This window comes from Pseudomonas sp. 22085 (genome assembly GCF_052045815.1).
GTDB lineage: Bacteria > Pseudomonadota > Gammaproteobacteria > Pseudomonadales > Pseudomonadaceae > Aquipseudomonas > Aquipseudomonas glycinae.
This window is the reverse complement of sequence record NZ_JBQEQA010000011.1, coordinates 128,789-146,144: the sequence shown is the minus strand read 5'-3', so window position 1 is coordinate 146,144 and position 17,356 is coordinate 128,789. Positions and strand designations below refer to the sequence as shown.

Annotated in this window: 21 protein-coding genes; 19 read left to right on the top strand and 2 right to left on the bottom strand. The window is 61.8% G+C overall.

The window, feature by feature from the left end; all coding sequences use genetic code 11:
* Positions 1–2: 2 nt before the first annotated feature.
* The 19 genes from ACTJK7_RS15675 to flhB all read left to right on the top strand — a co-directional run bounded on the left by ACTJK7_RS15675 (position 3) and on the right by flhB (position 16,893).
* The gene (locus ACTJK7_RS15675) at positions 3–1,394 is read left to right on the top strand and encodes a sigma-54-dependent transcriptional regulator (RefSeq protein WP_440780649.1); all 1,392 of its coding nucleotides are present in this window, start codon (positions 3–5) and stop codon (positions 1,392–1,394) included.
* A 128-nt stretch (positions 1,395–1,522) separates the two neighbouring features.
* The gene (gene fliE, locus ACTJK7_RS15670) at positions 1,523–1,852 is read left to right on the top strand and encodes a flagellar hook-basal body complex protein FliE (RefSeq protein ID WP_011333048.1); all 330 of its coding nucleotides are present in this window, start codon (positions 1,523–1,525) and stop codon (positions 1,850–1,852) included.
* Positions 1,853–1,867: 15 nt separating this feature from the next.
* Positions 1,868–3,655 carry a flagellar basal-body MS-ring/collar protein FliF gene (fliF, locus tag ACTJK7_RS15665; RefSeq protein ID WP_064378617.1) on the top strand — a complete coding sequence of 596 codons (1,788 nt, stop codon included), beginning with the start codon at positions 1,868–1,870 and terminating at the stop codon, positions 3,653–3,655.
* Complete coding sequence (gene fliG, locus ACTJK7_RS15660; protein ID WP_007958288.1) at positions 3,648–4,667, top strand: flagellar motor switch protein FliG; 1,020 nt, start codon at positions 3,648–3,650, stop codon at positions 4,665–4,667. The genes fliF and fliG overlap by 8 nt, the downstream gene beginning before the upstream one ends.
* 4 nt (positions 4,668–4,671) lie before the next feature.
* A complete protein-coding gene (fliH, locus tag ACTJK7_RS15655) occupies positions 4,672–5,478 on the top strand; it encodes a flagellar assembly protein FliH (RefSeq protein WP_440780650.1) in 807 nt (268 codons plus the stop codon).
* Positions 5,468–6,826, top strand: coding sequence for a flagellar protein export ATPase FliI (gene fliI / locus ACTJK7_RS15650; RefSeq protein WP_011333051.1), 1,359 nt, complete (start codon positions 5,468–5,470; stop codon positions 6,824–6,826). Before fliH ends, fliI begins: the two co-directional genes overlap by 11 nt.
* A gap of 6 nt (positions 6,827–6,832) precedes the next feature.
* On the top strand, positions 6,833–7,282 hold the full coding sequence (gene fliJ, locus ACTJK7_RS15645) for a flagellar export protein FliJ (protein WP_011333052.1): 450 nt from the start codon (positions 6,833–6,835) through the stop codon (positions 7,280–7,282).
* A gap of 101 nt (positions 7,283–7,383) precedes the next feature.
* Positions 7,384–7,689, top strand: a complete 306-nt coding sequence (locus ACTJK7_RS15640) for an STAS domain-containing protein (RefSeq protein ID WP_039765597.1) — start codon at positions 7,384–7,386, stop codon at positions 7,687–7,689.
* Between the two features lie 5 nt (positions 7,690–7,694).
* Positions 7,695–9,398, top strand: coding sequence for an ATP-binding SpoIIE family protein phosphatase (locus ACTJK7_RS15635; RefSeq protein ID WP_011333054.1), 1,704 nt, complete (start codon positions 7,695–7,697; stop codon positions 9,396–9,398).
* 30 nt (positions 9,399–9,428) lie between these two features.
* Positions 9,429–9,776, top strand: a complete 348-nt coding sequence (locus ACTJK7_RS15630; protein WP_007951942.1) for an Hpt domain-containing protein — start codon at positions 9,429–9,431, stop codon at positions 9,774–9,776.
* A 105-nt stretch (positions 9,777–9,881) separates the two neighbouring features.
* A complete protein-coding gene (locus tag ACTJK7_RS15625; RefSeq protein WP_440780651.1) occupies positions 9,882–11,243 on the top strand; it encodes a flagellar hook-length control protein FliK in 1,362 nt (453 codons plus the stop codon).
* A 237-nt stretch (positions 11,244–11,480) separates the two neighbouring features.
* The gene (gene fliL / locus ACTJK7_RS15620) at positions 11,481–11,984 is read left to right on the top strand and encodes a flagellar basal body-associated protein FliL (RefSeq protein WP_011333056.1); all 504 of its coding nucleotides are present in this window, start codon (positions 11,481–11,483) and stop codon (positions 11,982–11,984) included.
* A 9-nt stretch (positions 11,985–11,993) separates the two neighbouring features.
* A complete protein-coding gene (fliM, locus tag ACTJK7_RS15615) occupies positions 11,994–12,962 on the top strand; it encodes a flagellar motor switch protein FliM (protein WP_003222890.1) in 969 nt (322 codons plus the stop codon).
* Positions 12,963–13,019: 57 nt separating this feature from the next.
* Complete coding sequence (fliN, locus tag ACTJK7_RS15610; RefSeq protein ID WP_007951948.1) at positions 13,020–13,478, top strand: flagellar motor switch protein FliN; 459 nt, start codon at positions 13,020–13,022, stop codon at positions 13,476–13,478.
* Positions 13,479–13,937: a flagellar biosynthetic protein FliO gene (fliO, locus tag ACTJK7_RS15605; RefSeq protein WP_108560268.1), complete on the top strand. Its 459-nt coding sequence runs from the start codon at positions 13,479–13,481 to the stop codon at positions 13,935–13,937.
* A complete protein-coding gene (fliP, locus tag ACTJK7_RS15600; RefSeq protein ID WP_039765605.1) occupies positions 13,937–14,695 on the top strand; it encodes a flagellar type III secretion system pore protein FliP in 759 nt (252 codons plus the stop codon). Before fliO ends, fliP begins: the two co-directional genes overlap by 1 nt.
* Positions 14,692–14,961 carry a flagellar biosynthesis protein FliQ gene (gene fliQ, locus ACTJK7_RS15595; protein WP_007951951.1) on the top strand — a complete coding sequence of 90 codons (270 nt, stop codon included), beginning with the start codon at positions 14,692–14,694 and terminating at the stop codon, positions 14,959–14,961. The genes fliP and fliQ overlap by 4 nt, the downstream gene beginning before the upstream one ends.
* A gap of 3 nt (positions 14,962–14,964) precedes the next feature.
* The gene (gene fliR / locus ACTJK7_RS15590; RefSeq protein WP_440780652.1) at positions 14,965–15,750 is read left to right on the top strand and encodes a flagellar biosynthetic protein FliR; all 786 of its coding nucleotides are present in this window, start codon (positions 14,965–14,967) and stop codon (positions 15,748–15,750) included.
* A gap of 3 nt (positions 15,751–15,753) precedes the next feature.
* On the top strand, positions 15,754–16,893 hold the full coding sequence (flhB, locus tag ACTJK7_RS15585) for a flagellar biosynthesis protein FlhB (RefSeq protein ID WP_064378621.1): 1,140 nt from the start codon (positions 15,754–15,756) through the stop codon (positions 16,891–16,893).
* Positions 16,894–16,900: 7 nt separating this feature from the next.
* On the opposite strand, the gene ACTJK7_RS15580 is transcribed toward flhB, so the two are convergent.
* Positions 16,901–17,104, bottom strand: a complete 204-nt coding sequence (locus ACTJK7_RS15580) for a hypothetical protein (protein WP_108560270.1) — start codon at positions 17,102–17,104, stop codon at positions 16,901–16,903.
* An 18-nt stretch (positions 17,105–17,122) separates the two neighbouring features.
* On the bottom strand, positions 17,123–17,356 hold a 234-nt coding region (locus ACTJK7_RS15575; RefSeq protein WP_440780653.1), incomplete at its 5' end, for a DUF6124 family protein.

Here is a 17,356-nt window from a genome sequence, read left to right as displayed (position 1 = left end):
TCATGGGCATCAAGGTTCTGCTGGTCGAGGATGACCGCTCGTTGCGCGAAGCGCTGGCCGATACGCTGTTGCTGGCCGGTCACGACTATCACGCGGTGGGTTCGGCCGAAGAGGCGCTGAACGCCGTCGAGCGCGAAGCGTTCAGTCTGGTGGTCAGTGACGTCAACATGCCGGGCATGGACGGCCATCAATTGCTCGGCCTGCTGCGCGCACGGCAACCGCAATTGCCGGTGCTGCTGATGACCGCCCATGGCGCGGTCGAGCGCGCGGTCGATGCCATGCGCCAGGGCGCGGCGGATTATCTGGTCAAGCCGTTCGAGCCCAAGGCTCTGCTGGATCTGGTAGCGCGTCACGCCTTGGGCAGCCTTGGCGCCAGCGACGCCGAAGGCCCGGTCGCGGTCGAGCCGGCCAGTGCTCAATTGCTGGATCTGGCGGCGCGGGTTGCACGCAGTGATTCCACCGTGCTGATTTCCGGCGAGTCCGGCACCGGCAAGGAAGTGCTGGCGCGCTACATCCACCAGCAATCCCATCGCGCCAGTCAGCCGTTCATTGCGATCAACTGTGCGGCGATCCCCGACAACATGCTCGAAGCCACCCTGTTCGGTCACGAAAAGGGCTCGTTCACCGGCGCCATCGCGGCCCAGGCCGGCAAGTTCGAACAGGCGAACGGCGGCACCATTCTGCTCGATGAGATTTCCGAAATGCCCCTCGGCCTGCAAGCCAAGCTGCTGCGGGTGTTGCAGGAGCGGGAAGTCGAGCGGGTCGGCGCACGCAAGCCGATCACCCTCGATATTCGCGTGGTGGCCACCACTAACCGTGATCTGGCCGGTGAAGTGGCAGCGGGGCGATTCCGTGAAGACCTCTATTATCGTCTATCGGTTTTTCCCCTGGCCTGGCGTCCGTTGCGCGAGCGCACCGCCGATATCCTGCCACTGGCCGAGCGTCTGTTGGCCAAACACGTCAATAAAATGAAGCATGCGACGGCGAAATTCTCGCCCGAGGCGCAAGCGTGCCTGATCGGTTATCCGTGGCCGGGCAACGTGCGCGAGCTGGATAACGCGGTTCAGCGCGCCTTGATTCTGCAGCAGGGCGGGTTGATCCAGCCGCAGGATTTCTGTCTCTCCGGGCCTGCGCTGTTTGCGCCATTGCCGGCGGTGGTGCCCGCCGCGTCGATCATTCGAGAGGTCGAAATCGACGCGGATTCGGCCGGTGCGCTGGGCGATGACCTGCGTCGTCGCGAGTTCCAGATGATCATCGACACCCTGCGTACCGAGCGCGGTCGACGCAAGGAAGCAGCGGAAAAACTCGGCATCAGCCCGCGCACCCTGCGGTACAAACTGGCGCAAATGCGCGATGCGGGCATGGATGTCGAAGGCTACCTGTTCGCAACCTGACGGGTGGCGCAAACGTTTGAAACGGCTTTTCTCCAAGCGGTGCCCATGAGCTGGCACCGTTGTTGCTAACACCTGAGTACCCGCCGAGTGAGTGTCAAAAAATTGCGGGCCGCCCAAGAGAGTAGACCATGAGCCAAGGTATTGAATTTAATCGGTTGATGATGGACATGAAGGCCATGCAAATGGACGCCATGTCGAAGCCGAAATCGACTTCCGCTGTCCCGGAAGTGGCAGGCAGCAACTTTTCCGACATGCTCGGTCAGGCCATCAACAAAGTGAACGATACCCAACAGGCGTCGAGCCAATTGGCCAACGCGTTCGAAATCGGCAAGAGCGGCGTCGATCTGACGGACGTGATGATTGCCTCGCAAAAGGCCAGCGTGTCGTTCCAGGCCCTGACCCAGGTGCGCAACAAGCTGGTTCAGGCTTATCAAGACATCATGCAGATGCCGGTTTAAGGACGAGATTGAGTCATGGCAGAAGCAGTCGCCGATAACGTTCCGGCCAAGGCCACCCCGATAGACGGCAAACCGCCGCTGTTCGGCCTGTCCTTCCTGGAAAACCTCTCCGAGATGACCATGCTGCGTCAGGTGGGCCTGTTGGTCGGCCTGGCCGCGAGCGTGGCGATTGGCTTTGCCGTGGTGCTGTGGTCGCAGCAACCGGACTACCGGCCTCTGTACGGCAGCCTTGCCGGCATGGACGCCAAGCAGGTCATGGACACCCTGGCCTCCGCCGACATTCCCTACACCGTCGAACCGAATTCCGGCGCCTTGCTGGTCAAGGCCGATGACCTGTCCCGTGCGCGGCTCAAGCTCGCGGCCGCTGGTGTCACTCCCAGCGACGGCAACATCGGTTTTGAAATCCTCGACAAGGAACAGGGTCTGGGCACCAGCCAGTTCATGGAAGCGACCCGTTATCGTCGCGGCCTCGAAGGCGAGCTGGCCCGCACCATTTCCAGCCTGAACAACGTCAAGGGCGCGCGCGTTCACCTGGCGATTCCGAAAAGTTCGGTATTCGTGCGTGACGAACGCAAGCCAAGCGCTTCGGTACTGGTCGAGCTGTACTCCGGTCGTTCGCTGGAGCCGGGCCAGGTCGTTGCCATCATCAACCTGGTGGCGACTTCCGTTCCCGAGTTGAGCAAATCGCAGATCACCGTCGTCGACCAGAAGGGCAACCTGCTGTCGGATCAGGCGGAAAACGCCGAAATGACCATGGCCGGCAAGCAGTTCGACTACAGCCGCCGCATGGAAAGCATGCTCACCCAGCGCGTGCACAACATTCTGCAACCGGTACTGGGCAACGATCGCTACAAGGCTGAAGTCTCGGCCGACGTTGATTTCAGTGCCGTCGAATCGACTGCCGAGCAGTTCAACCCGGATCAACCGGCGCTGCGCAGCGAACAGTCGGTCAACGAACAACGCACTGCCAGCAATGGCCCGCAAGGTGTGCCGGGTGCCCTGAGCAACCAGCCGCCGTCACCGGCCTCGGCACCGCAAACCACCGGTGGCGCGGCCGCCCCGGCGAGCATGGTGCAACCAGGCCAGCCACTGGTTGATGCCAACGGTCAGCAGATCATGGACCCGGCCACCGGCCAGCCGATGCTCGCGCCGTACCCGGCGGACAAGCGTCAACAATCCACCAAGAACTTCGAGCTCGACCGTTCCATCAGCCACACCAAACAGCAGCAGGGGCGCCTGAATCGCCTGTCGGTGTCGGTGGTGGTGGACGATCAGGTCAAAATCAACCCGGCCAACGGTGAAACCACCCGTGCGCCGTGGAGCGCCGACGAATTGGCGCGCTTCACCCGTCTGGTACAGGACGCCGTCGGCTTCGACGCCAGCCGTGGCGACAGCGTCAGCGTGATCAACATGCCGTTCTCCGCCGAGCGCGGCGAAGTGATCGCCGACATTCCGTTCTACTCCCAGCCATGGTTCTGGGACATCGTCAAACAAGTGCTGGGTGTGCTGTTCATCCTGGTGCTGGTGTTCGGCGTGCTGCGTCCGGTGCTCAACAACATCACCGGTGGCGGCAAAAGCAAGGAGCTGGCCGGTCTGGGCGGTGACATGGAACTCGGTGGCATGGGCGGTCTGGATGGTGAACTATCCAACGATCGCGTCAGCCTCGGCGGCCCGACCAGCATTCTGCTTCCGAGCCCGAGCGAGGGTTATGACGCTCAGTTGAACGCAATCAAGAGTCTGGTGGCAGAAGACCCGGGTCGTGTGGCCCAGGTCGTGAAAGAGTGGATTAACGCAGATGAGTGATAACCGAGCCGCCGTCGCCAAACTGTCCCGGGTCGATAAAGCCGCGATTCTGCTGCTGTCCCTGGGTTCGACCGATGCCGCACAAGTGCTGCGCCACATGGGCCCCAAAGAGGTCCAGCGAGTCGGCGTGGCCATGGCCCAGATGGGCAACGTCCACCGTGAGCAGGTCGAGCAGGTCATGAGCGAGTTCGTCGACATCGTCGGCGATCAGACCAGCCTGGGCGTCGGCTCCGACGACTACGTGCGCAAAATGCTCACCCAGGCCCTGGGTGAAGACAAGGCCAACGGCCTGATCGACCGCATTCTGCTGGGCGGCAACACCAGTGGCCTCGACAGCCTGAAATGGATGGAGCCGCGCGCCGTTGCCGACGTGATCCGTTACGAACACCCGCAGATCCAGGCGATCGTGGTCGCGTACCTCGATCCGGATCAGGCTGGTGAAGTGCTGGGCAACTTCGACCACAAGGTACGTCTGGACATCATCCTGCGCGTCTCGTCGTTGAACACCGTGCAGCCGGCCGCGCTGAAAGAATTGAACCAGATCCTCGAGAAGCAGTTCTCCGGCAACTCGAACGCCTCGCGCACCACCCTGGGTGGCATCAAGCGCGCGGCGGACATCATGAACTTCCTCGACAGCTCGATCGAAGGCCAGCTCATGGACTCGATCCGCGAAGTCGACGAAGACCTGTCCGGTCAGATCGAAGACCTCATGTTCGTGTTCAACAACCTGGCCGATGTCGACGACCGCGGGATCCAGGCGCTGTTGCGCGAAGTGTCTTCCGATGTGCTGGTGCTGGCCCTCAAGGGTTCGGACGAAGGCGTCAAGGAGAAGATCTTCAAGAACATGTCCAAGCGTGCCGCCGAACTGCTGCGCGACGACCTCGAGGCCAAGGGCCCGGTGCGCGTCAGCGACGTGGAGACCGCACAGAAGGAAATCCTCACCATCGCCCGCCGTATGGCCGAAGCCGGAGAAATCGTGCTCGGTGGCAAGGGCGGCGAGGAAATGATCTAAGCCCATGGACAAGCATGACGACGATGTGACGGACCTGATCCGTGCCCGGGACGTCCGCGGTTTCGAATCTTGGGCGTTGCCCAGCTTCGACCCGCCGAAACCTGAGCCCGAGCCGGAACCGGAGCCTGAACCGCCGGAAATGGAAGAGGTGCCGCTGGAGGAAGTCCAGCCACTGACCCTGGAAGAACTCGAAAGCATCCGTCAGGAGGCCTACAACGAGGGCTTCGCCATCGGCGAAAAGGAAGGCTTTCACAGCACCACCCTCAAGGTGCGCCAGGAAGCCGAAGTGGTCCTGACGGCCAAGGTCAACAGCCTTGAGCAATTGATGGGCCACCTGTTCGAGCCCATCGCCGAGCAAGACACCCAGATCGAAAAGTCGCTGGTCGACCTCGTGCAGCACATCGCCAAACAGGTGATCCAGCGCGAACTGGCCATCGACTCGACGCAGATCGAACACGTCATGCGCGACGCGCTCAAGCTGTTGCCGCTGGGCGTGGGCAATGTGCGGCTGTACGTCAATCCGCAGGATTTCGAGCAGGTCAAAGCCCTGCGCGAACGTCATGAGGAAACCTGGCGCATCGTCGAAGACGAATCCCTGCTGCCGGGCGGTTGCCGGGTCGAGACCGACCACAGCCGGATCGATGCCAGCATCGAAACCCGCGTCAGCCAGGTCATGGCCAAGCTGTTCGACCAGTTGCACGAACAGGCCCTGCACCCGGCCGAGCCGGACCTGAGCCTGGACCTGCCGGAAACACCCAAACCGGCACCGATTACAGAAGAGCCGCTCGCGGACGCCCCCGATGCGCCTTGAACGCACCAGCTTCGCCAAGCGCCTGAGCACCTACGCCGAGGCCACCGAAATCGCCGGTGCGCCGATTCTCGAAGGGCGCCTTTTGCGCATGGTCGGCCTGACGCTGGAAGCCGAAGGCCTGCGCGCCGCCATGGGCACCCGCTGCATGGTGATCAACGACGACACCTATCACCCGTCCCAGGTTGAAGCCGAAGTCATGGGCTTCTCCGGCAGCAAGGTATTTCTGATGCCGGTCGGCAGCGTGGCGGGCATTGCTCCGGGCGCCCGTGTCGTGCCGCTGGCCGATACCGGCCGCCTGCCGATGGGCATGAGCATGCTCGGTCGTGTGCTGGACGGCGCCGGACGTGCGCTGGACGGCAAGGGCGGCATGAAGGCCGAAGACTGGGTGCCGATGGACGGCCCGACCATCAACCCGCTCAACCGTGACCCGATCAGCGTGCCGCTGGATGTCGGCATTCGTAGTATCAACGGTTTGTTGACGGTCGGTCGTGGTCAGCGTCTGGGTCTGTTCGCCGGTACCGGTGTCGGTAAGTCGGTGTTGCTGGGCATGATGACCCGCTTCACCGAGGCTGACATCATCGTCGTCGGCCTGATCGGTGAGCGGGGTCGTGAGGTTAAGGAATTCATCGAGCACATCCTCGGTGAAGAAGGCCTCAAGCGCTCCGTGGTGGTCGCGTCGCCGGCGGACGATGCGCCGCTGATGCGTCTGCGTGCGGCGATGTACTGCACGCGGATCGCCGAATATTTCCGCGACAAGGGCAAGAACGTCCTGTTGCTGATGGATTCCCTGACCCGTTTCGCCCAGGCCCAGCGGGAAATCGCCCTGGCCATCGGTGAGCCGCCGGCGACCAAGGGCTATCCGCCGTCGGTATTCGCCAAACTGCCGAAACTGGTGGAGCGTGCCGGTAACGCGGAGAAGGGCGGTGGTTCGATCACCGCGTTCTACACCGTATTGTCCGAAGGCGATGACCAGCAGGATCCGATCGCCGACTCCGCACGGGGCGTGCTCGACGGGCACATCGTGCTGTCGCGGCGGCTGGCCGAGGAAGGTCATTACCCGGCCATCGACATCGAAGCCTCGATCAGCCGGGTGATGCCGGCAGTCGTGGCGCCGGAACACATGCAGCGCGCGCAATACTTCAAGCAGCTGTGGTCGCGCTATCAGCAGAGCCGCGACCTGATCAGCGTCGGCGCCTATGTCGCTGGCGGTGACCGCGAGACTGACCTTGCAATCAATCTGCAACCACAACTGGTCAGATACCTGCGTCAGGGTCTCAACGACAAAATCAGCCTGGGTGAAAGCGAGGCGTACCTCGAAACGATTTTCGCCCCGGCGGCCGGCGGGTAACCGGTCATGGCCCTGAGTCGCGCCGCGCGTCTGGCGCCGGTGGTGGACATGGCCGAGAAGGCCGAAAAAACCGCCGTGCAGCGCCTGGGTTATTTTCAGGGGCAGGTTAAAGTCGCCGAGAGCAAACTCGCCGACCTCAACGCCTTTCGTCTGGATTACTCGCAGCAGTGGATCGTGCGCGGCAGCACCGGCGTGACCGGCCAATGGCTGCTGGGTTTTCAGGGCTTTCTGGCGCAACTCGACACCGCCGTCGATCAGCAGCGCCAGAGCCTGCAGTGGCACCAGAACAATCTGGACAAGGCCCGTGATGCCTGGCAACAGGCATTCGCCCGGGTCGAAGGTCTGCGCAAACTTGTACAACGCTACCGCGACGAAGCCCAGCGTGCCGAAGACAAGCGTGAGCAGAAGCTGCTCGACGAGTTGTCCCAGCGTTTGCCGCGCCACGAGGCGTTTTGACGGGCAGATCTCGCACAAATCCCGACGCCATCGCTCCTTGCCCATGGCCCCTCCAAGTGCTAAACCTTGTACAGGTTCGTCAATGACAAGGAAGCCAGTACATGTCAGTCGTTACAGAAGTGTCTGCGGATGGGCAAAAGTTGACGATTTCCGTCAAGGGCCGATTCGACTTCGGTCGCCATCAGGAATTTCGCGAGTCCTACGAGCGGCTCACTAAAAAGCCTGACTCCATTGTGGTGGATCTCAAGGATGCCACCTATCTCGACAGTTCGGCCCTGGGCATGTTGCTTCTGTTGCGTGATCACGCCGGCGGTGACGACTCGGATGTGCGGGTGGTCAACAGCAATTCGGATGTGCGCAAGATCCTCGCCATCTCCAACTTCGACAAACTGTTCGACATCAGTTGACGGCCATGCAGCCGCAAGAGCCGCTGACGATCCTGATTGCCGAAGACAGCGCCGCTGACCGGTTGCTGTTGTCGACCATCGTCCGTCGTCAGGGGCATGAAGTGCTGACGGCCACCCACGGTGCGGAGGCGGTCGAGGCATTTATCCGACAAAAGCCGCATCTGGTGTTGATGGACGCCATGATGCCGGTGATGGACGGGTTCGAAGCTGCACGGCAGATCAAGAAGCTGGCGGGTGAGAACCTGGTGCCGATCATCTTTCTCACGTCGTTGACGGAAAGCGAAGCCCTGGCTCGTTGTCTTGAGGCCGGCGGTGACGACTTTCTGGCGAAGCCCTACAACCAGGTGATCCTCGCCGCCAAAATCAAGGCGATGGATCGCTTGCGGCGCTTGCAGGCCACGGTTCTTCAGCAGCGCGACCTGATCGCCAAACACCACGACTATCTGCTCAACGAACAGCGGGTCGCCAAGGCCGTATTCGACAAGGTGGCCCATTCCGGCTGCCTGAGCGCGCCGAATATCCGTTACCTGCAATCGCCCTATGCGCTGTTCAATGGCGATCTGTTGTTGGCTGCATACACTCCGGCCGGCGACATGCATGTGTTGCTCGGTGACTTCACCGGTCACGGCTTGCCGGCGGCGGTCGGCGCGATGCCGTTGGCCGAGGTGTTCTACGGCATGACTGCCAAGGGTTACGGCCTGGCCGAAACCCTGCGGGAAATGAACGCCAAGCTCAAGCGCATCCTGCCGGTGGACATGTTCTGCTGCGCGACGCTGTTGTGCCTGAGTTTTCAGCGGCGCTCGGTGGAAGTCTGGAACGGCGGCATGCCCGACGGTTACCTGCATTGCCTCGCCACCGGGGAGCGCAAGCCACTGGCGGCGCGCCACTTGCCGCTGGGTGTGCTCAGCCCGCAGACCTTCGATGACCGCACCGAGGTTCACTCGATGGCGGTGGGCGATCGGGTGTTTCTGCTCTCCGACGGGGTCATCGATACCTGTGATGCCAACGACCAGCTGTTCGGTGTCGAGCGCTTGCACAAGGTGTTCGCCGCCAATCGCCAGCCGGATCGGCTGTTCGAGGACATCGAGCAGGCGCTGCAGGACTTTCGCGGAGAGGCCCGGGACGATGTGAGCATGGTCGAGGTCAGCCTGCTGGAAGCCGAGCAGGTCAACCCGCCGGCGCCGGTGTATTCGGACAGTGGTCAGTCCTGTCCGCTGGACTGGTCGGTGAGCTTCGAATTTCGCGGTGCCACGCTCAAGCGCTTCAATCCGCTGCCTTACCTGTTGCAGTTACTGCTTGAGGTGCATGGATTGCGGGCGCAGAGTGGCGCACTGTACAGCGTGCTGGCCGAGCTTTATTCCAACGCGCTGGAGCATGGCGTGCTGGGCCTGGATTCGAGCCTCAAGCGCGATGCGTCGGGTTTCGCCCGATATTACGAGCAGCGCAATGCCCGTCTCGAAGCCTTGCAGGACGGTTATGTGCGCGTGCATTTGCAGGTGCGGCCGGAAGGCGAGGGCGGTTGTCTGGTGGTGCGGGTCGAAGACAGCGGCCAGGGATTCGATGTCTCGCGCGTGATGGAGCGGCCGCTGGACGGTGTCCGTCTGTCGGGACGCGGAGTCAGCCTGATCCGGCAATTGGCCCGAAATGCCAGCTGGTCAGACGATGGTCGCAGTGCTCGCGTGGAGTTTTTCTGGGAGGCTCTGGCATAATCCGCGCATTCTTGATCAGGGAGTGAACAAGTGGCTGATACACATGTGGACCACGAGGCGCTGAGCGCGCTGCGGGAAGTGATGGAAGACAGCTATCCGGAACTGCTGGATACCTTCCTCGCCGATTCCGAAAACCGCCTGCGGGAGTTGCAGCAGACTGCCGATGCCGACGCATTGTCTTCCGTTGCGCACAGCTTCAAGGGCAGCAGCAGCAACATGGGCGCGACCCGTCTTGCCGTGCTGTGCCAGGAGCTGGAACAGCATGCCAAAGACAAAAGCCCTTCCGAGATCATCAAACTGGTCGCCGATATTCATAGCGAATTCGCCGATGTGCGGCCCGTTTATGTCGCCGAGCGGCAGCGCTCGCTGACGCACTGATCCTGCCGTCGGGCGGTTTTGTCGGATTTCTGACGAAACTGGCCCGGCACTTGCAGTCATCTATCCCAACTGTACCTACGATCCCAGTGCAGCGGAGACCGTGCCATGCCTGCAAGCCCCAACATTCTTCTTCAGACCGCCGCCCAGGCCAAGGCGCAAGCTGCCTCGACCAAATCATCGGCAGTGGCCGCAGAGCCCGGGGACAAGGCCTCCAGCTTCGCTCAGGTGTTCGCCGATCAAGGCCCGAACAAGCCCTCGGTGACCGTCGACAATTCGGCAAAACCTGCCCGTGACAAGGTGGCCGACAACAGCGGCAAGAAAGACGTGGGCAAGGATCAGTCTGCCGCCCCGGAGCCGGCGGTTGCCGATAGCGGCAAAGCCTTGCCCGCCGACAAACCGGCGACGGCGGCAACGGACGACAAGACCGCTACTGATGATGACTCGGCCGACACCGCGCCGGCTCCCGTTGTCGATACGGCGCCGGTGGCCCCGGCGTTAGTGGCGGCGGTAGAGCCGGTCGTCACGGCGCCCGTAGTCGCCACTCCAGTCGTCGATACTGCCGCGAAGCCTGAAACCGACAAACCCGCGGTGGCGGCATTGCCGGGTATGGTCAAGGATCCGGCGCCGGCCACTGACCCGGCTTTCGACCCCGAGGCGGATCCGCTCGATTCACTGCCCGCCGTGCGCATGGCCATGGAGCAGAGTGGTCACATTTCTGCTTCCAGCCAGTCCCAGCCCAAGGCCACCCCGGCCCAGGCTCAGGCTGACGGCGAATTGACCTCGGCGCAGAACTTCGCTGCCGGCATGGCCAGCATGCTCGATGTGCAGGCTGACAAGGACAGCACCAGCCAGGGCGGTGAAAAGGCGTTCAGCGGTTTGATCGATGACGGCCTGAAGGACCTGAAGACCGCCACCAGCGACACCCGCGTGGATGATTTCGCCAACCGTCTGGCGGCGCTGACCCAGGCTGCTACGCCGAAAACCGCCAACGCGGTGCCGGTGAACCAACCGATTGCCATGCACCAGAACGGCTGGACCGAAGAAGTGGTCAACCGGGTCATGTACCTGTCGAGCAACAACCTGAAGGCGGCTGACATCCAGTTGCAGCCAGCGGAGCTTGGGCGTCTGGATATCCGGGTGAACATGGTCCCGGACCAGCAGACCCAGGTGACCTTCATGAGCGCGCATCCGAGCGTGCGTGAAGCCCTCGACGGTCAGATGCACCGCCTGCGCGACATGTTCAACCAGCAAGGCATGGGGCAGGTCGACGTCAACGTTTCCGACCAGAACCGTGGCTGGCAGGGCCAGGGCCAGGAACAGGCGCAGCAGGGGCAGAGCGGTCGCACCAGCGCTGCCGGCGGTCGCCTGGATTCGGCTGAAGAAGAGTTGACCCCGACGGCTGTCGCTGAAGCCGCGGCCACCGCCACTCACGTGATCGGCTCCAGCGCCGTTGACTACTACGCCTGACGCAACACCCTGAGACCTGTGGGAGCTGGCTTGCCAGCGATAGCGGCGGCACATTCAAAACCAATGTGTCAGATAAATCGCTATCGCTGCGATGCGGCGTGCCGACAAGCCAGCTCCCACAAGGACTTGCATCGACTCGCGGTTCCCTCTCGTTCTCCCCTCCGACACTTCTGGCATAACACTTGCTCTTGCCTTGCCGTGCGACTGTGAAAACCCGATTAGTGACGGATTATTGGCATGGCGAAGAGCGAAGCTGCAGCAGTAAAAGACCCCGCAACCAAAGGCAAACTCAAACTGATCATCGTGATCGTGCTGGGTCTGTTGCTGGCGATCGGCACGTCCGTGGGGGCGACCTGGTTCTTCATGCACAGTGCCCAGAGCAAGCCAGCGGCGACCGCCGAAGCGGCCCCGGTCGGCAAGCAACCGGCGATTTTCGAGCCAATGGCGCCAGCCTTCGTTGCCAACTACAACCAGAACGGCCGTCAGCGCTACATGCAGGTGAGCATCACCATGCTGGCGCGCAACCAGGCTGATCTGGAAGCGCTCAAAGTGCACATGCCGGTGATCCGCAACAACCTGGTGATGCTCTTCTCCGGTCAGGATTTCGCCACGCTGGCGACCCCGGTCGGTCAAGAGATGTTGCGCCAGAAGGCTACAGCCAGCGTCCAGGAAGTGGCGCAGAAAGAGCTGGGCAAAGTGGTGATCGAACAGTTGCTTTTCACTAATTTCGTACTGCAGTAGGAACACGACATGGCCGTGCAGGATCTGCTGTCCCAGGATGAAATCGACGCGCTGTTGCATGGCGTCGACGATGGTCTGGTACAGACCGATAACGCTGCCGAACCCGGCAGTGTCAAAAGCTACGACCTGACCAGTCAGGATCGCATCGTCCGTGGACGCATGCCGACTCTGGAAATGATCAACGAGCGTTTTGCCCGCTACACCCGCATCAGCATGTTCAACATGCTGCGCCGCTCGGCGGACGTTGCCGTCGGTGGCGTACAGGTGATGAAGTTCGGCGAATACGTGCACTCGCTGTACGTGCCGACCAGCCTCAACCTGGTCAAGATCAAACCCCTGCGCGGCACCGCGCTGTTCATCCTCGACGCCAAACTGGTGTTCAAGCTGGTGGACAACTTCTTCGGCGGCGACGGCCGTCACGCCAAGATCGAAGGGCGTGAATTCACCCCGACCGAACTGCGCGTGGTGCGCATGGTGCTGGAGCAGGCGTTCGTCGATTTGAAGGAAGCCTGGCAGGCGATCATGGAAGTCAACTTCGAGTACATCAACTCGGAAGTGAACCCGGCCATGGCCAACATCGTCGGCCCGAGCGAAGCGATCGTGGTCTCCACGTTCCACATCGAACTCGACGGCGGTGGCGGCGACCTGCACGTGACCATGCCGTACTCGATGATCGAGCCGGTGCGCGAAATGCTCGACGCCGGTTTCCAGTCGGACCTCGACGACCAGGACGAACGCTGGGTCAACGCTCTGCGCCAGGACGTGCTGGATGTCGACGTGCCGATCGGTGCCACCGTGGCTCGCCGCCAGTTGAAGTTGCGCGACATCCTGCACATGCAGCCGGGTGATGTGATTCCGGTCGAGATGCCGGAAGACATGATCATGCGCGCCAACGGCGTGCCGGCCTTCAAGGTCAAGATGGGCTCGCACAAAGGCAACCTCGCGTTGCAGGTGATCGAGCCGATCGAGCGCCGCTGAAGCGGCGCTTTCACTCCCTGATTTTTTTACCGGTTTTTTGCCCGCCGAGGACAAATGATGAACGACGATATGAACACCCAGGACGATCAGGCACTGGCCGATGAATGGGCTGCCGCCCTGGAAGAAACCGGTGAAGCCGGGCAGGCCGACATCGACGCGCTGCTGGCCGCCGATGCAGGTGCTTCGAGCTCCAACCGTCTGCCGATGGAAGAGTTCGGCAGCGTGCCGAAGAACAACGACCCGGTGACCCTCGACGGCCCGAACCTGGACGTGATTCTCGACATTCCGGTGTCGATCTCGATGGAAGTGGGCAGCACCGACATCAACATCCGCAACCTGCTGCAACTCAACCAGGGTTCGGTGATCGAGCTTGATCGTCTGGCCGGCGAGCCGCTGGACGTGCTGGTCAACGGCACCCTGATCGCTCACGGTGAAGTGGTGGTGGTCAACGAAAAGTTCGGCATCCGTCTGACCGACGTGATCAGCCCGAGCGAACGCATCAAGAAGCTGCGCTGAGTGAAAAAGGTTCTGGGAGCTTTGTTCGGCCTGGCGCTGGCGTTGCCGTTCAGCGTGCTGGCGGCCGAGCCGATGGCGACCACGGCAGCGGCGGCTGCACCGGCCGTCAACAGCGGCGTGGCAGGACAGCTGACGCAATTGGTGCTGGGTCTGTTACTGGTGCTGGGGTTGATCTTCTTCCTCGCCTGGCTGTTGCGCCGGGTGCAGCAGGCAGGTCCCGCCGGCAAGGGCCAGGTGATCGAGCTGATCGGTTCCCGCGCGCTCGGGCCGCGTGACCGTCTGATGCTGGTGCAGGTCGGCAACGAGCAGATCCTGCTCGGCCTCAGCCCCGGAACCATCACTGCGCTGCACGTGCTCAAAGAGCCGGTCGAGGTGCCGAGCACCGCCGACAAAGCGACTCCGGAATTTGCCCAGCATCTGTTGAAGATCCTCGGCAAGGATCAGAAGGATAAGAAGTAATGGGTGCGTTGCGCATCGTCTTGACCCTGGCGTTGATGTTGGCCGCGCCGCTGGCATTCGCCGCCGATCCGTTGTCGATCCCGGCGATCACCCTGGGCACCAACGCCGAGGGCGCGCAGGAATATTCGGTCAGCCTGCAGATCCTGCTGATCATGACGGCGCTGAGCTTCATTCCGGCCGCCGTCATCCTGATGACCAGTTTCACCCGGATCATCATCGTCTTCTCGATCCTGCGTCAGGCCCTGGGCTTGCAGCAGACGCCGTCGAACCAGATTCTCACCGGCATGGCGCTGTTCCTGACGCTGTTCATCATGGCGCCGGTGTTCGATCGCGTGAACAACGATGCCTTGCAGCCGTACCTCGCGGAAAAGCTGACGGCCCAGCAGGCAGTGGAAAAGGCTCAGGTGCCGATCAAGGACTTCATGCTCGCCCAGACCCGCTCCAGCGATCTGGAGCTGTTCATGCGCCTGTCCAAGCGCACCGACATCGCGACGCCGGATGCTGCGCCGCTGACGATTCTGGTGCCGGCCTTCGTGACGTCTGAACTGAAGACCGCGTTCCAGATCGGCTTCATGATCTTCATCCCGTTCCTGATCATCGACCTGGTGGTCGCGAGCGTGCTGATGGCGATGGGTATGATGATGCTCTCGCCGCTGATCATTTCGCTGCCGTTCAAAATCATGCTGTTCGTGCTGGTGGATGGCTGGGCGCTGATCATCGGCACCCTGGCCAGCAGTTTCGGAGGTGTATCGCCATGACGCCAGAAGTAGCGGTCGACATCTTTCGCGAAGCCCTGTGGCTGACCACCATGATGGTGGCGATTCTGGTGGTGCCGAGTCTGTTGGTGGGCCTGCTGGTGTCGATGTTCCAGGCCGCGACCCAGATCAACGAACAGACCCTGAGCTTCCTGCCGCGTCTGCTGGTGATGCTGGTGACGCTGATCGTCGCCGGCCCGTGGCTGGTGCAGACGTTCATGGAATACATCACCCAGTTGTACAAAAACATTCCGATGGTCATCGGCTAAGCCATGCAATCGCTGCTTCAGCTGACCGATACCCAGATCAGTACCTGGGTGGCGACGTTCATGCTGCCGCTGTTTCGCGTCGCCTCGATGTTGATGGTGATGCCGGTCTTCGGAACCACGCTGGTGCCCCGGCGGATCCGTCTGTACTTCGCCTTCGCGATCACCGTGGTGATCACGCCCAACCTGCCGCCGATGCCGGCGGTCAGCCCTCTGGATCTCAGCGGTCTGCTGCTGATCGCCGAACAGATTCTCGTTGGCGCGGTGCTGGGTTTCTCGCTGCAATTGTTCTTTCAAGCTTTCGTGGTGGCCGGGCAGATCGTCGCGATCCAGATGGGCATGGGCTTCGCTTCGATGATCGACCCTGCCAACGGCGTGTCGGTGGCGGTGATCGGGCAGTTCTTCACGATGCTGGTGACCTTGCTGTTCCTGTCGATGAACGGGCATTTGGTGGTCTTCGAAGTGCTCACCGAGAGCTTCACCACGCTGCCGGTCGGCGGCGGGTTGATGACCACGCATTACTGGGAACTGGCCGGCAAGCTCGGCTGGGTGCTGGGCGCCGCGTTGTTGCTGGTGCTGCCGGCGGTCACCGCGCTGCTGGTGGTCAACATTGCCTTTGGCGTGATGACCCGCGCCGCGCCACAGCTCAACATTTTCTCCATCGGCTTTCCGCTGACCCTCGTACTCGGCCTGTTCATTGTCTGGGTCGGGTTGGCGGACATACTCAATCAGTATCAACCGCTGGCCACCGAGGCCCTGCAGTTTTTACGCGAACTGGCACAGGCGCGCTGAGTCATGGCTGAGAGCGAAAGCGGTCAGGACAAAACAGAAGACCCCACGGAGAAGCGCAAAAAGGACTCCCGGGAAAAGGGTGAGATTGCCCGTTCCAAGGAGCTCAACACGCTGGCGATCATGCTCGCCGGCTCTGCCGCACTGCTGATTTTTGGCGGGATGCTGGCGCAGGAATTGATGGATCTGATGCGCCAGAACTTCACGCTGTCGCGGGAAGTGATCATGGACGAGCGCTCCATGGCGACGTTCCTGATGAACTCCGGATTGCAGGCATTGCTGGCGATTCAGCCGATCATGATCACTCTGTTGCTGGCGGCATTCCTCGGGCCGATTGCGCTGGGCGGCTGGCTGTTTGCCGCTGGTTCGCTGGCGCCCAAGTTCAGCCGGATGAACCCGGCGGCGGGCCTCAAGCGGATGTTCTCGATGAAGGCCGTGGTCGAACTGCTCAAGGCGCTGGCCAAGTTCCTTATCACCTTGGGTGTGGCGCTGGTGGTGCTCAATTCGGACATTGACGACCTGCTGCGCATCGCTCATGAGCCGCTGGACCGGGCGATCATTCACAGCTTGCAACTGGTGGGCTGGAGTTCGCTGTGGCTGGCCTGCGGGTTGATCATCATCGCGGCTGTCGACGTGCCCGTGCAGATCTGGGAAAGCATCAAGAAGCTCAAGATGACCAAGCAGGAAGTGCGCGACGAGCACAAGGACCAGGAAGGTCGCCCGGAGGTCAAACAGCGCATTCGCCAGCTCCAGCGCGAGATGTCGCAGCGGCGGATGATGGCGGCGATCCCGGATGCCGACGTGGTCATCACCAACCCGACCCACTACGCCGTGGCACTCAAGTACGACGCCGAGAAGGGCGGGGCGCCGATGCTGCTGGCCAAGGGCAGCGACTTCCTGGCGCTGAAGATCCGCGAAATCGCCGTGGCCAACAACGTCATGCTCCTGGAATCGCCAGCGCTGGCGCGTTCGATCTATTACTCCACGGAGCTGGAAGAAGAAATCCCCGGCGGCCTGTACCTGGCGGTCGCCCAGGTATTGGCTTACGTCTACCAGATCCGCCAGCACCGCGCGGGCAAGGGCAAGTTCCCGGAACCGCTCAAGGACGACCTGCCGATCCCGCCGGATCTGCGGCGCGATTCCTGATTTGTGATCAAACAAAAAAAACCGCCATCCGGTTGAACCTGATGGCGGTTTTTTCATACCCGATGATCTGTGGTGCTTGTGAGGCCGCCTTCGCGGGCAAGTCGAATCGTCGCACCGCCGCTCCCACAGGTTTTTCGTTGATGCCATCGACTGTGCACGCGCCACCGATCCCTGTGGGAGCGGGCTTGCCCGCGAAGGCGTCAGTCGCCACGACACATCTATCAAGCCTTTACACGGAGACCTGCGACGGCGGTATTTCCAGATTATCCAGCACCCGATTCACCGCCAGTTCGCCGAGCATGATCAGTTGCGCAATCCCCACCAGCGTCCTGCGCTGCGAGGCGGGCATGAGGTGGGTGAAGTCATTGACGATGGTTCTGGCTGAGGCCAGGGTTTCGCAGGCATCGGCCAGCAGCTCTTCGTTTTTGAAGTCCGCGGTGACGGCATACATTCTGCGGTTTTT

What these genes read in the sequence shown, in the direction of transcription:
- ACTJK7_RS15675 (WP_440780649.1), top strand. Translation starts at nt 3, where the DNA reads ATGGGCATCAAGGTTCTGCTGGTCGAGGATGACCGCTCGTTGCGCGAA.
- fliE (WP_011333048.1), top strand. Translation starts at nt 1,523, where the DNA reads ATGAGCCAAGGTATTGAATTTAATCGGTTGATGATGGACATGAAGGCC.
- fliF (WP_064378617.1), top strand. Translation starts at nt 1,868, where the DNA reads ATGGCAGAAGCAGTCGCCGATAACGTTCCGGCCAAGGCCACCCCGATA.
- fliG (WP_007958288.1), top strand. Translation starts at nt 3,648, where the DNA reads ATGAGTGATAACCGAGCCGCCGTCGCCAAACTGTCCCGGGTCGATAAA.
- fliH (WP_440780650.1), top strand. Translation starts at nt 4,672, where the DNA reads ATGGACAAGCATGACGACGATGTGACGGACCTGATCCGTGCCCGGGAC.
- fliI (WP_011333051.1), top strand. Translation starts at nt 5,468, where the DNA reads ATGCGCCTTGAACGCACCAGCTTCGCCAAGCGCCTGAGCACCTACGCC.
- fliJ (WP_011333052.1), top strand. Translation starts at nt 6,833, where the DNA reads ATGGCCCTGAGTCGCGCCGCGCGTCTGGCGCCGGTGGTGGACATGGCC.
- ACTJK7_RS15640 (WP_039765597.1), top strand. Translation starts at nt 7,384, where the DNA reads ATGTCAGTCGTTACAGAAGTGTCTGCGGATGGGCAAAAGTTGACGATT.
- ACTJK7_RS15635 (WP_011333054.1), top strand. Translation starts at nt 7,695, where the DNA reads ATGCAGCCGCAAGAGCCGCTGACGATCCTGATTGCCGAAGACAGCGCC.
- ACTJK7_RS15625 (WP_440780651.1), top strand. Translation starts at nt 9,882, where the DNA reads ATGCCTGCAAGCCCCAACATTCTTCTTCAGACCGCCGCCCAGGCCAAG.
- fliL (WP_011333056.1), top strand. Translation starts at nt 11,481, where the DNA reads ATGGCGAAGAGCGAAGCTGCAGCAGTAAAAGACCCCGCAACCAAAGGC.
- fliM (WP_003222890.1), top strand. Translation starts at nt 11,994, where the DNA reads ATGGCCGTGCAGGATCTGCTGTCCCAGGATGAAATCGACGCGCTGTTG.
- fliN (WP_007951948.1), top strand. Translation starts at nt 13,020, where the DNA reads ATGAACGACGATATGAACACCCAGGACGATCAGGCACTGGCCGATGAA.
- fliP (WP_039765605.1), top strand. Translation starts at nt 13,937, where the DNA reads ATGGGTGCGTTGCGCATCGTCTTGACCCTGGCGTTGATGTTGGCCGCG.
- fliQ (WP_007951951.1), top strand. Translation starts at nt 14,692, where the DNA reads ATGACGCCAGAAGTAGCGGTCGACATCTTTCGCGAAGCCCTGTGGCTG.
- fliR (WP_440780652.1), top strand. Translation starts at nt 14,965, where the DNA reads ATGCAATCGCTGCTTCAGCTGACCGATACCCAGATCAGTACCTGGGTG.
- flhB (WP_064378621.1), top strand. Translation starts at nt 15,754, where the DNA reads ATGGCTGAGAGCGAAAGCGGTCAGGACAAAACAGAAGACCCCACGGAG.